Annotated in this window: 8 protein-coding genes; 5 read left to right on the top strand and 3 right to left on the bottom strand. The window is 35.4% G+C overall.

The genetic code is table 11. The annotated features are described in order from the left end of the window. Nucleotides 1-35 precede the first annotated feature (35 nt). Together EUI_RS0105790 and EUI_RS0105785 are read left to right on the top strand one after the other, a co-directional pair. Nucleotides 36-956 (top strand): aldo/keto reductase, encoded by a 921-nt coding sequence (locus EUI_RS0105790; protein WP_010016730.1) that lies wholly within the window; start codon nucleotides 36-38, stop codon nucleotides 954-956. Nucleotides 957-1,400: 444 nt separating this feature from the next. Further along, entirely contained in the window at nucleotides 1,401-4,040 is a 2,640-nt protein-coding gene (locus EUI_RS0105785; protein WP_010016728.1) for a cation-translocating P-type ATPase, read from the top strand. 106 nt (nucleotides 4,041-4,146) lie between these two features. Here EUI_RS0105785 and EUI_RS0105780 read toward each other — a convergent pair whose 3' ends face one another. Further along, the gene (locus EUI_RS0105780) at nucleotides 4,147-4,989 is read right to left on the bottom strand and encodes a helix-turn-helix domain-containing protein (protein WP_010016727.1); all 843 of its coding nucleotides are present in this window, start codon (nucleotides 4,987-4,989) and stop codon (nucleotides 4,147-4,149) included. 149 nt (nucleotides 4,990-5,138) lie between these two features. On the opposite strand from EUI_RS0105780, the gene EUI_RS0105775 reads away from it, so the two are divergent. After that, nucleotides 5,139-9,725: a glycoside hydrolase family 70 protein gene (locus EUI_RS0105775; RefSeq protein WP_010016725.1), complete on the top strand. Its 4,587-nt coding sequence runs from the start codon at nucleotides 5,139-5,141 to the stop codon at nucleotides 9,723-9,725. Between the two features lie 202 nt (nucleotides 9,726-9,927). Here the strand turns inward: EUI_RS0105775 and EUI_RS0105770 are convergent, their stop codons facing one another. Both EUI_RS0105770 and EUI_RS0105765 read right to left on the bottom strand, forming a co-directional pair. Next, a complete protein-coding gene (locus tag EUI_RS0105770) occupies nucleotides 9,928-10,899 on the bottom strand; it encodes a LacI family DNA-binding transcriptional regulator (RefSeq protein WP_010016724.1) in 972 nt (323 codons plus the stop codon). A 128-nt stretch (nucleotides 10,900-11,027) separates the two neighbouring features. Next, nucleotides 11,028-11,807, bottom strand: coding sequence for an SDR family oxidoreductase (locus EUI_RS0105765; protein ID WP_010016723.1), 780 nt, complete (start codon nucleotides 11,805-11,807; stop codon nucleotides 11,028-11,030). A 179-nt stretch (nucleotides 11,808-11,986) separates the two neighbouring features. Between EUI_RS0105765 and EUI_RS0105760 the strand changes: the two genes are divergently transcribed. Next, nucleotides 11,987-13,318, top strand: a complete 1,332-nt coding sequence (locus EUI_RS0105760; protein WP_010016722.1) for a gluconate:H+ symporter — start codon at nucleotides 11,987-11,989, stop codon at nucleotides 13,316-13,318. Nucleotides 13,319-13,412: 94 nt separating this feature from the next. Continuing rightward, nucleotides 13,413-14,375, top strand: a complete 963-nt coding sequence (locus tag EUI_RS0105755) for a Gfo/Idh/MocA family protein (protein ID WP_010016721.1) — start codon at nucleotides 13,413-13,415, stop codon at nucleotides 14,373-14,375. The last annotated feature ends 243 nt before the right edge of the window (nucleotides 14,376-14,618 follow it).

Genomic DNA, 14,618 nt, shown 5'->3' with positions numbered 1-14,618 from the left:
AATTGCAAATAATAAAGACAAACTAGGAGGATATCATGTTAATCGATCAAAACAAGGGTAAAATGATTAATAATCAGGCCATTAAATTAGGTATTGGCACCAATAAAGTGGGTGGTCACAATTTATTTGATAATTTAAAAGATCAAGATGGTTTTGATGTTGTCAAAGAAGCGCTTGATTCTGGTATCGCCATGATTGATACGGCATATATGTACGGGTTAGGACGCTCTGAGGAAATTATTGGACAGGTTATAAAAAATTATCCTAGGGAAAATTTTAAAATTGCCACAAAAGCTGCCCAAGATCCAGACAATAATTTAACGATCAATAATGATCCTATCTTTTTAGAAAAATCTGTGAACGATGCTCTGTCACGACTACAAACTGACTATATTGATATTTTTTATATTCACTTTCCAGATGACAAAACACCAAAAGATAAAGCTGTTGCAGCATTAAATGAATTGAAAAAAGCTGGCAAAATTCGTGCGATTGGCCTGTCTAATTTTAGTTTAGAACAAATCAAAGAAGCGAATAAAAATAATCAAGTGGATTATGTTGAAGATCATTATAATCTCATTCAACGTCATGTGGAGCGAGAAATATGGCCTTACTTAAAAGAAAACGACATCAAGTTCGTACCTTATTTTCCGTTGGTTTCAGGTTTGCTGACTGGAAAATATACAATTGATGATGCTGATAAATTTAAGCATTTGAATCGTGAACAGTTTGAAAAAATTATTCAAATACTAAAAGGTATTGATGTTATTGCTAATAAGCATGGTGCTACAGTTACGCAAATCATATTAGCTTGGTATATTAAAAACCCCGAAATAAGTGCTGTTATCCCAGGTGCACGAGTTCCTAGTCAAGTGGCTAACAACGTTGCCACGTTGAAGATTGATTTGTCTACAGATGAATACCAAGAGATTGACAATGCGTTTAATTTTTTCTAAGAAGATAGTCCGGCCTTACTCTCCTATTCAAAAACAACGTTGCGTGTCAGTTGTTATTTTGAACCAGTTGTTCTAAATAATATGAGAGTTTATTTTAACATATAGAGATATCATAGTTAAACGGCGCCCGTAGATTTATATTTATTTAAGTCTACGCGTTTTTTATGAGACTAAAACATAGAATCGACTAACTATGTTATGATATATATAGTACATTAATTAAACAAAAACCATACATCGTGTCATTGATTTATCATATAATGCCGATGTCTTTACCATGACAATAACATCATTTTAATGATATGAGAGTGATTGTTTAATTAAGAACATATTTTATCTATTGTTCAATCATGGCATATTTTAAAATGATGAACTTGTTATAAAAAATGGAATTGTTTATTTTATAGTTGTATTAAAATGACTAAAAGTCAAGGAGGAATTCGAATGACAGCGTACCGAAAGGGTATTAAAGAAACAATCGCTGCACAAAATGTTGATGTGCAAGAAGGATTAAGTAAAAAACAGGTGAGCGTTAGCCGGGAAAAATTTGGCAGTAACGTATTTGTCACAAAAAAGAAGGAACCATTGTGGCATAAAATCTTAATTAGTTTAAGAGATGTGGCAACTATTATATTATTGATTGCTGCAGTTATTTCATTTGTGGCAACATACATAGAGGGAACAGGGCATTATTTTGAAAGTTTGCTGATTATTGGTATTGTTATCATTAACTCGTTCCTTTCGATTTTTCAAGAAGGCAAAGCTGAAAATTCATTAGCAGCTTTACATAATTTAAATCGCACCCAGGTCAAAGTTTTACGCGATGGGGAAGTCAATCTTGTTGATGCAGACAATATTGTTTTAGGTGACATACTGATAATTGAAAATGGCAGTGCAATTGTAGCAGATGCCCGATTAATTGAGGCAATTGAGTTACAAGCAGAAGAATCTGCATTAACTGGGGAAAGTCTACCGGTTGAAAAAGACGCTGATGCAATCTTTAATTATGATGCTGAAGTGAGTTTAGGCGAGCGTGTGACAATGGTGTATCGTGGCACGACAATTGTTAACGGGCATGGTAAAGCTATCGTCACGGCTGTCGGTATGCAAACTGAGATGGGAACAATTGCTGGTCTCCTTAATGCTGAAAATGGGACATCGTTAACCCCGTTGCAACGACGTTTAGTTCAATTGGGTAAAAATATTTCTTGGGTTGCCATTGGGGCAGCGATAGTTGTTTTGATTCTTGGCATTGCGCAAGGAATGGATTTGAAACATATTTTCTTAACCGCAATATCGTTAGCAGTTGCGGTTGTACCTGAAACCTTAGCTGTTATTGTGACAATGACATTAGCTTTAGGTGTGCAAAGAATCGCACAAAAACACGCCATTATTCGACGATTACCAGCTGTTGAAATTTTGGGAACGACAAATGTTATTGCTTCTGATAAAACTGGGACATTAACACAAAACAAGATGACCGTCCGTAAAGTATGGCAGAATGAACAAAATCATTTAAGTGAAATACATGACGATTTAGACTCGCATGCTATAGAAGTTCTATCACTAGCAGCCATTTCGACAAATGTGTCAATCAAAAAAAATGATGGTCAAACTATATATGACGGGTTACCAACTGAAGTGGCCTTAGTACGTGCCATCGAAATGGATAAGTCTCGTGATGCACTATTGGCTACATACCCACTTGTGGATCAGATACCATTTAATTCTACAAAAAAGCGAATGACGACCGTTCATAAACAACCTGAAGGTGGTTATATTGCGATTACAAAGGGTGCTTTTGATGTTTTGTTACCCATGATTAAACATGGAAATATGGTGCAAGCTGAAAAGATTAATACAATGTTTGGCCGTGAAGCGTTACGTGTTTTAACCATTTCAAAACAAACTTTTGATGTGATGCCCGAAAATCCAACCCAGGCGTTTTATGAGCAAAACTTAACCTTAGTAGGGTTAGTTGGTATTATTGACCCACCACGGCCAGAATCAACTCTAGCTGTTGAAAAGGCGCGTTTAGCCGGTGTTAAAACAATTATGATCACCGGTGATCATGTTGAAACAGCCAGTGCAATTGCTTCTGAAATAGGTATTTTGCATGAGGGTGATCAGACAATTACAGGTTCAGAATTGGCTAAGCTATCAGATCAGGAACTCGATGCAAATATTACAGCCTATACTGTTTACGCGCGTGTCACACCAACTGATAAAATCAGAATTATCAAATCATGGCAGAGGCAAGATGCTACGATTGCAATGACAGGTGATGGTGTTAATGATGCGCCTGCATTAAAGGCAGCCAATGTAGGTATCTCTATGGGTGAAACGGGCACTGATGTTGCGCGTGATGCATCAGATATTATCCTAACAGATGATAACTTTGCAACGATTGTTGATGCCATTTCTGAGGGGCGTGGCGTATATATTAAAATCCGAAAAACCATTAACTTCTTATTGAGTGCAAACATATCAGAAATAATTGTGATTTTGATTGCAATGCTTCTAGGATGGGGATCACCATTACTACCAGTCCATTTATTGTTCATTAATTTAGTGTCTGATGGTTTGCCAGGATTCGCTTTAAGTCGTGAGCCGATACTAACAAATGTTATGAATGAACCACCAATGCCTAAAAAAACTAACTTATTTGCACAAGGGCTCGGTCGTCAAATAGCAATCAATGCGGTGTTATTTGCAATTGTAACGCTAATAGCGATTTGGATTGGTCAAAATGTCGTTTTTGGTGGCTTGGTACCAAATGAACAAATTGGTCAAACATTAGCATTTATTGTCTTATCAATGACGTCTATTATTCATGTCTTTAATATCCGTTCAGAAAAATCGTTATTTTCGATTAAATATAACGCCAATCCAGGATTAGTAAATATGGCTATATTGGCAACTGTTATCACGCTGGTAGTTGCATTATTGCCTGCTACACAAGTTTTGTTCGGACTAACAGCCGTTTCAGTAGGACATTGGATAATTATTTTTATATTGTCGTTAGTACCAACAATTATTCTTGAACTTTTAAAACGTGTTCAGCCAGCATTATTTAAGGTATAATATCATAAATCCAGCTGCTGAATAACAATTAAATTATAAAATGTTGAACCCCCGAATTTGGATTATATCCAAATCCGAGGGTTTTATTATGATTTTCAATTGATAACTATTTTTCAATTTGATAGTGTGTCAATATACGATCAAATAATGATTTAGTCGTGTCAATGTGAAGGCGATGCGTAATATCATAAGCATCATTAATTTTTTGTACATTATCTTCAAAAATACCTTCCCAAAATAATAACCAAGTTTGAAATTCAAAATTCTGTTGATAAAAGGTCAAAGGGGCAATTTTATCTAGCAAGTCACTCGTTAAATGATATTGATGTTGCACAATAGAAGCTTCTAAAATTACAATTAATACTGGTGCCACCATACGTGAGGTATTGGGAGACATGATTTTTTGAACATATTGTTCAATAATGTCCGTGATATAGGACTGTATATGTTCAACGCTTATCATATTAGCAACAAAAAAAAACAAGCAAAGATCATAATATTGCCAGTTTTCAATACCAAAGAAATAATCTGTGATTTCCTGTTGTATAGAGGCTGATGCTATATTAAAATCTAAATGATACATTGTAGATTTTGCCATCAAAAAGAAATGACGTAGGGCAACATCATTTGGACGGTTGGCAGACATTACTTTTATCGACTCACAAATTTTTTCGAGTCTCATTTTATTTTGATTAACAAATGCTTGTTCTAATTCCGCTTTTAATAAAGACAAATCGTTTTTTTTATCAAAAACGGTATCAAAATAATCAACAATAGGTACGTTTAAAATATCACAAATTTGTTGGAGTGCATAATCAGTAGGCGATGTGAGACCGTTTTCAATTCGAGATATCATAGACTGAGAACCTATTAATTGTCCCAACTCTTTTTGAGAAATGCCTCTTGATTTTCTTGTTTTTCTAATAATCGAATTACTTTGAACTATCATTATTCCCCCCTGGTCATAATATTCATTTATGCATATTATAAAAATCATTATTTTATTAGTGTATATTGAAAAGGTTGTTTGTGTCAATTAAAGGTTTGCCAATCTTAGGTGGTCAGAAATAATGAATAAGGTTTTGGAGAAAAGTGAAAATGAAAAATCAAGAAACAACATGCCGAAAAAAATTATACAAATCAGGGAAACTATGGGTTACTGCTGGCGTGTCACTGATTATCGGTTTAGGCATGTCTGTACAGCAAGTTAGTGCTGATACGATACACTATGCTACAGTAAAAAAAGTCAAGGATACATCACAAGACGTTCCTGTTGCTGCAACTAAAAAAATATCAAATATTGACCAAAATGTCCCTGTTTCATCGAATCAAACAAAGGGAGCAACAGACAACGTTCAAAATGACATTTTAACTCAGCCGGTTTCAAATGATCTATCAGCTCAAACTACGGTACCAGTTAGTAATGATAAAACAACTATTCAGGATTCAAGCAATTCTGTAGCTAATCAAAACAAAAATACTGATAGTAATGCAAATACAGTACAGGCAAAGGACAGCCTTGCAGTTACTGCACCTGTTAAAACATCTACTGATGTATTATCTACAACTGGTCCATCCACGACTAATTCAAATAGTCAGCCAAACACTGATACTACTAACAACCAGGTAGCTGTGGCTAACAATCACAAAGATAATGATGTTGCTACTAAAAATGACGATTCCGTATCCGTAAAAGCGCCAACAGAGGATCAGGCAAGCAAGGAAGCGCCGGTAAAAGAAAACAATCAATCTGAAACAAAAAAAGATTCAAATCAATATCATTCCAAAAATATCCAAACAATTGACGGGAAAACATACTATATTGATGACAATGGACAGGCAAAGAAAAACTTTACCACCGTTGTTGATGGACAAGTACTATATTTTGACAAAGAAACGGGTCTTTTATCAGCAACAAATGATTATCAATTCAAGCAAGGCCTGACAAGTCAAAACAATAGCTTTACAGCACATAATGCGGTTGAAAATACGACCAAGGATAACTTTACTGAAATTGATGGGTACTTAACAGCTGATAGTTGGTACCGCCCGAAAGATATATTAGTTAATGGAAAAGATTGGACACCTTCATCTGATAAAGATTTTCGACCACTTTTAATGAGTTGGTGGCCAGATAAAATAACACAAGTTAATTATCTTAATTATATGAAAAATCTTGGTTTAAGTAATAGTTCAGTTGATTTTTCTGCCAATGATGATCAAAGTATACTAAATCAGGCTAGCCAAGATACACAATTAAAAATCGAACAAAAAATTAGTCAGGAAGGCCAAACTAATTGGTTACAGCATGATATTTCTGATTTTGTTGATAGCCAATCCAATTGGAACGTTAATAGTGAGCTTCAAACAACTGGTAATGATAAAGACCATCTTCAAGGTGGCGCATTGCGTTATGTTAATAGTGATAAAACACCTAATGCTAATTCTGATTATCGCCTTTTAAATCGCACACCAACAAATCAAAAAGGCTATTCTTCATATTCTATCGATCCAACACAAGGTGGTTATGATTTTTTATTAGCTAATGACGTTGATAATTCAAATCCGGTTGTTCAAGCTGAACAATTAAATTGGATGTATTATTTATTGAATTTTGGTTCAATTACTAATCAAGATGCCGATGCCAACTTCGATGGTATTCGCGTAGATGCTGTTGACAATGTGGACGCGGATTTGTTAGAAATTGCCTCAGATTATATGAAAGCTGCCTACGGTGTTGATAAAAATGATACCACTGCCAATCAACACTTATCAATCCTTGAGGATTGGAGTGATAATGATGCAGCATACGTTAAAGATCAAGGTAATAACCAATTGTCAATGGATAATAAATTACGTTTAGCGTTAAAATATTCATTAACAATGCCATTAACTGATCAAAAGGGCACTGCTATTAGAAGTGGCCTAGAGCCATTGATTACAAATAGCTTGGTTGATCGCACCATAGATTCAACTGATAATATAGCGCAACCTAACTATTCGTTTGTACGGGCACATGATAGTGAGGTGCAAACTGTCATTGCTGAAATTATTAAGGAAAAAATTGATGCTAATTCTGATGGTTTAACCCCAATGATAGATCAATTAGAACAAGCTTTTAAAATTTATAATGCGGATCAATTAAAAACAAACAAAGAATTTACACAATTTAATATGCCCAGCGCATATGCATTATTGCTAACAAATAAAGACACAGTTCCGCGCGTTTATTATGGTGATCTATACACTGATGACGGTCAGTATATGGCAAACAAATCACCTTATTATGATGCCATTAATACTTTACTGCAGTCACGATTAAAGTATGTTTCTGGTGGGCAAAAAATGTCTATGGCATATATAATGGGTGACAGTAGCATGGCTGCGCAAGGAAACCGTGGCTTACTAACATCTGTTCGTTATGGTAAAGGTGCTATGACAGCAGATGACAAAGGAACGACTGAAACACGGGCACAAGGTATTGCTGTTATTGAAGGCAATAATCCTGAATTGAAATTAAGCACGACTGACCAAGTTATTTTAAAGATGGGCGCTGCTCATAAAAATCAGGCCTATCGGCCAGCAATACTGACAACTAAGAATGGTATTGTAACTTATTTAACTGATGCAGAGGTTGACCCATCATTAGTTAAATACACGACCGGTAATGGTGAACTCGTGTTTAATCAGTCTGACATACAGGGCGTTGCCAATCCACAGGTATCCGGCTACCTATCTGTGTGGGTGCCAGTGGGCGCAAGTAATATACAAGATGCAAGAACAAGTAGTGATAATATAAAATCTGTCAATGATAACAAAACATTACATTCAAATGCTGCATTAGATTCACAAGTAATTTATGAAGGTTTCTCAAATTTTCAGTACTTTCCAACGACTGAAAGTGAGTATTCAAACGTTGTGATTGCCAAAAATACTGATTTGTATAAAAGCTGGGGCATTACCAGTTTTGAATTGCCACCACAGTATCGATCAAGCACAGAAGGTAGTTTTTTAGATTCAATTATTCAAAACGGTTATGCTTTTACCGATCGTTATGATCTTGGATTTAATACACCAACAAAGTATGGTACAGTTGATCAATTACGTGATGCTATCAAGGCATTGCATGCGACAGGAATCAAGGCAATGGCTGATTGGGTGCCTGATCAAATTTATAATTTAACTGGTAAACAAATTGTGACAGCAGAGCGTGTCAATAATTCTGGGGTTTACAACGAAAATTCAGTAATTAATAAAACACTTTACGCAGCTGAAACTGTTGGTGGCGGTGATTATCAAAAGCTATATGGTGGCGCCTTTCTTGAAACGATTAAGTCATTATATCCTTCATTGTTTACAACAAATCAAATTTCAACAGGTGTACCTATGGACCCTAGTGAAAAGATACAAGAATGGTCAGCAAAATATTTTAATGGTAGCAATATACAAGGTCGTGGTGCCTATTACGTTTTAAAGGATTGGGCTACTAATTCGTATTTTCAAGTTAGTTCAGCAGACAAGAACAATGATTTCTTGCCTAAACAGTTAATGAATCAAATTTCTAACACAGGTTTTGCTTCTGATGATAAAGGCATGACATATTTTTCAACTAGTGGTTATCAAGCCAAAGATACCTTTATCCAAGATGAAAAATCAAATTGGTATTATTTTGATAAAAGTGGGTACATGATTTATGGGCTGCAAACCATTAATAATGACAATTATTATTTCTTACCTAACGGTATTGAATTACAAGATGCTTACTTGTCAGATAGTAAAGGTAACGTTTATTATTTTAATAAGCAAGGTAAGCAAACTGTTAACAATTATTTCATGGATAGTAATAAAAATTGGCGATATTTCGATCAAAACGGTGTCATGGCCAGAGGATTGTCTACTATTAAAGAACACGTACAATATTTTAATCAAGATGGCACGCAAGTTAAAGATCAATTTATCACAGATGCAGATGGTAAATTACGCTACTTTACGCTAGATTCTGGTGACATGTTAACTAATCAATTTAAAAAATTAGCAGACGGATCATGGGCTTACTTTGGCGTTAATGGGTTGGCAGTTAAAGGACAGCAAATAATTAATGGTCAAAATCTCTACTTTGATGATAATTATCATCAAGTTAAGGGGCATGAACAGGTAGACAATCAAGGAATACGTCACTTTTATGATGCAGATTCTGGTGAAATGATCAGTAACCGTTTTGAAAAGTTAACTGATGGTTCATGGGCATATTTTGATGCTACTGGTCAAGCAGTTAAGGGATATCAAACAATCAAGGGACAACAGCTTTATTTTGATGATGATGCTCACCAAATTAAAGGACATGAGACTGTTAATCAACAAGGTCAAATACAATTTTATGATGCAGATTCAGGCGAAATGATCAGTAACCGTTTTGAAAAGTTAGCAGATGGCTCATGGGCATATTTTGATGCTACTGGTCAAGCAGTTAAGGGATATCAAACAATTAATGGTCAAAATCTTTACTTTGATGATAATTATCATCAAATCAAAGGTCAAGCAGTTACTGATAATCACGGGATAGTACGTTATTATGACGCTAATTCAGGTGCAATGGTGACGGATCATTTTGAAAAATCATCTGATAATTCATGGCGTTATTTTGGTAATGACGGCACTGCTAAAGTCAGTCAACCTACTGTTTAAAATATGCTATTTGTAAAGCATCTAAATCGATTTTTTAGACACAATTATTTGTCTAAGAGGTCGATTTTTATGATGTCAGAATAGTAATCAATTGCAATTAAAAAACGCAAAGATTTTTTCTTCACGTTTTTAAATGACTACTGATTAAGTGTATATCCGAATGTTTTATAAAAAGATGTTAAATCAAATAGTACCATCAATACTATTCGAAACGTGAGGGAATCACTATTTGTTTTATATCAGTATTATGCTGCTCTAAAAATTGCGCCATTAAAATTTCAGCAGCTGTCGCACCCATAAGATAAGGGGATTGTTGAATGAATTTATATTTGGGCGCTAAATACTTAGGAATATTAGTATCTATAAAACCAGTCAATCTTTGTTGGCTATTTGTCTCATTCAAAAGATCAGTATTAGCTATTAATTGAATTAATAGCCGTTCTTTCAAGACAAATAAAAAATTTTTAGGATTTTTGATATCTATTTTATCAGATAATTCAGCCAGATCAAGATGATCCGTATCAACTTCGATAAGTTGGACATTGTCAAAAACTGAGCGAGCGCCTGCAACTCTTTCAACACGTGTTGATATATCATTAACAGGCTCTGTAATGATCGTAACTTTTTTAAAACCCTTGTCTAGAAAATTTGTCATTGCAAATTTTGTTATTTGAAAATTATTCGTGGTGACAGTACTAATTTCGCCATTACCAATATCTCGGTCAATTAGAACAACCGGTATATGGTTATTGGAAAATTTTTCAATCAAATGACGATCGGTTGATAATGGTTGCAAAATTAAACCTGCAAAGTTTTGGTTGTAAACGGATTCTAGCAGAGCGGATTCAATTATTTTATCTGAGTTTGAATCAAAAAGTACACCAATATAGCCTTGCGCACTTAAAATAGAGACAATGCCCTTGAAATATTCAGAAGAAAAATATTCATCAATATTTGAGGCAATAACAGCAATTAAGTTTGATTTTTGTTTTGCCAATTGCACAGCGGCTGAGTTTCTAATATAAGCAGTTTCTTTAATTATTTTTTTTAATTTTGCTGCTGTTTTTTCAGACATTTGATTCAATTGACCATTAAGATAACGACTAACTGTAGCGGTTGAAACATTTGCTTTAGCAGCGATATCTTTGATAGTTAATTTTTTAATGTTACTCATGCTACACAGTCCCCACCAATCAAATTAAAGGCTCAATATTTTAGACATACTCTAAAATACTGAGCCTTATTTATTCTAACATTTGCAAAGCATAGTTGCCAACGGTTTGTACGATTGCTATAAACGACTTACCGTAATAAATAACCACCATCAACTGGTAACGTTACGCCTGTAACATAGTCAGAGGCATGACTAGCCAGAAATACAACTGTCCCCATGAGTTCTTTAGGATTTGCCCAATGTCCAGCTGGAATGTGTTGCAAAATTTCTTTGTTTCTCGTTTCGTCTTCTTGCAATGCTTTGGTCATTGGTGTATCGATGTATCCTGGCGCAATAGCATTGACTTGAATATTATGAACTGCTAAAGCATCTGCGTAAGCTTTAGTTAGGCCAACAACGCCGTGCTTGCTAGCCGTGTAGGGGAAAATAAACTTCCCGGCACGATAGGACTGCATTGAGCCAATGTTGATAATTTTTCCGCCACCATTTTCAGACATTAGTAGGGCAGCAGCTTTAGAAATATGATATACAGCATTTAAATTCAAATTAATCACTGCATCCCAATCCTCATCTGGAAATTCTTGCCATTCATGACGCTTTTGCATACCTGCATTATTAACAAGAATGTCTAATGTCTGACTACTACTTTTTATAAAATTGATAATCTGATCTGCTGCATCCTTTTTTGTAATGTCTAACTTGAGAAAATTAACTGTCTGCCCATAGGACTCAACAATGTGTTTAGTTTCTGCCCAACCACTGTCATCACGAGAAACAACTAAAATGTTAGCGCCAACTGAACTTAATGCTTCAGAGTAGTATCGCCCAAGTCCAGATGCACCACCCGTAATTAAAGCAGTTTTTCCAGTGAGACTAAAAGTATTAATTGAAAAATTTGCTGTTGTCATGTTGTTTTCTTCCTTATTTAAAAATGTTGTTAATTTTTATTACGTAAGCGCTTACGTATAACGTATACCTGTATACTACTACTATAAAAATTGAAGTGCAAGTATAGACTTTTTAAAAGAAAGCGCTTACAATATCAATATAACGTAACCGCTTACGCAAAATTTGGAGGAATTGGATTATGCCATTATTAATAACATTAGTATTTATCATTTTATTGATAGTCATGATTGTTAAATTAAAGCTAAATACGTACATAGCATTATTGCTCACAGCAGTTCTGCTGGCTGTGTCTTTAGGTATCCCAACAGAAAAAATACCTGCTGTCATCGAAGCCGGTATTGGTTCTCAGCTAGGTCATCTGGCCATTGTCTTTGCTTTAGGGGCCATGATAGGTAAACTAGTTTCAGACACTGGTGGAGGATACCGCATTGCACAAACCTTAATAAAAAGGTTTGGCGTTAAACAGATTCAAATTGCCGTAGTTATCGCTTCGTTCATTGTTGGTATCGCACTTTTCTTTGAAGTGGGATTGGTCGTTTTGTTACCTATTTTATTTGTTATTGCAAATGAGTTGAAGATACCATTGCTGTATTTGGGTATACCAATGGCCGCTACATTAAATACAGCACACGCTTTCTTACCACCACATCCTGGTCCAACAGCAATTACAGCAATTTTCAATGCAAATATTGGCCAAGTATTGCTCATTGGTATTGTTGTATCAATTCCAACAATTATAATTTCTGGACCACTTTTTAACTGGTTTTTGCAAAAAGTATACCCCTCAGCCTATCACAAGACGCTGCCAAATATATTTGGCGATTTAAAAGAATTTGATATTGATGAGACACCAGGTGTTGGTATTAGTATTTTGACATCGATGATGCCTGTTATTTTAATCGGAGTGAGCACGATTATGCAGTCACTGTTGGTTGGTAAAAGTGTCCTAAAAACGGCAGTAACCTTCGTAGGTAGCCCAGACATTGCTATGATTTTATCTCTGTTATTTGCGTTGTACACTATGGGTATTAGACGTAAGCAAACTCTTGACCGGTTGAGTGGGAGTTTAACCGATTCTGTTAAACAAATCGCCATGATGCTCTTGATTATTGGCGGTGGCGGTGCTTTGAAGGAAGTTCTTGTTCAGGGCGGCATTGCAAACTATGTTTCTCAAATTTTTGCTACGAGTAATCTATCACCAATATTTGCCGCATGGTTAATCACTGCTATTTTAAGAGTTAGTCTTGGATCATCAACAGTTGCAGGTATAACGGGTGCTGGATTGGTATTACCTATGGTTCAGGCTTCGGGTGTGAATCCAGCTTTGATGGTATTAGCGGTTGGCGCCGGATCTGTATTTGCAGATCATGTTAACGATGCAGGATTCTGGATGATTAAAGAGTACTTTGGCTTATCTTTGAAAGAAACATTACTATCATGGACAACATTAACAAGTGTCTTATCTGTCTCAGGTTTAATCTCCGTTTGGTTAGCTTCATTCTTGTTCTAGAGATGAGCTACGCCCCCATAGAATAGATGTAGTCGATCAGATATTTGACATTTTGAGGATGCTATTAATTTTATATTAGAAAGAGTAAAAAAAGATGAGATTAAATTGGGCAATAATTGGCACTGGCACGATAGCTAATGAAATGGCGACATCATTTATGAAGAAAGATAAGAATATTTATGCAGTATGCGGGCGTAACATTGATAAAATGCAACACTTCGCTGATAAATATCATATAGAAAAACAATGTATAAAGTTAGAGGCGCTTCTTTCAGATGAGCACGTTGACGCAGTTTATATTGCGACACCGCATAATACCCATTTTGAGATAGCGAAGCAGGCTTTACTATATGATAAGCATGTATTGGTAGAAAAAGCTATTGTTACCAATCGAGATGAGTTAGATGAGCTCAATAATATAGCTTATGATCGGAATTTAATGATCATGGAAGCCATAACGCTATTGCATATGCCACTCATTAAAAAAGTTAAATCACTAGTGGCAGCAGGCGCGTTAGGGGATATAAAGACCATCAATGTTACTTTTGGTAGTCACAAACCATACGATGTTAAAAATAGATTTTTTAACCCTGACTTAGCCGGTGGTGCGCTACTGGATATTGGTGGCTATGCATTTACAGCAGCCCGTTATTTTATGTCGGAGCAACCAACCAATGTGAGTTCTTTCGTCAATTATTTTGAAACAGGGGTAGATGAGCAATCAGCAACAATTATAAGTAATTCAAAAAATGAATTAGCTACTATTTCTTTATCAATGCAAGCAAAACAGCCCAAAGCATTAACTATTTCAGGAACAAAAGGATATATTCGTGTGCTTGAGTTCCCCCGTGCGCAAGAAGCGACATGGTATCATACGGAAACAAAGACGTGTGAGGTGATTATCAGCGGAAATACGGATGATGCACTAGTATATGAAGTTGAAGATTTTGAGGATGCAATTGAAAATCCAAATCAAATCAAGGTTTATAATGACATGACTGCCGATGTATTCAGCATTTTCCAGACTATTCAAACTGAATGGCAGTCAAATAATTAGGGACAATTTTTGCTTTTTGTCTGCAATCGCCATAGGCCAAAATAAACCATATCCTTATTCTAAAAATGGCAGTTATCTGTTTTTTAAATCAAACCCGATTAGTTATATTTTCTACGACTAATCGGGTTTTACTATGCTTTTCAATAGAAACGACATGATTTGGTATGGTTTCAATGACAGAGAATTCATGAGATGATAAACTATAAGACTAAACTGCAGCTCTTTTATATGGATGTTGTAGAC

The organism is Leuconostoc gelidum subsp. gelidum KCTC 3527 (genome assembly GCF_000166715.1).
In the GTDB taxonomy this organism is placed as follows: Bacteria; Bacillota; Bacilli; order Lactobacillales; family Lactobacillaceae; genus Leuconostoc; species Leuconostoc gelidum.
Note: the sequence above shows the minus strand (reverse complement) of the source record. Positions and strands in the feature narration are given on the sequence as shown.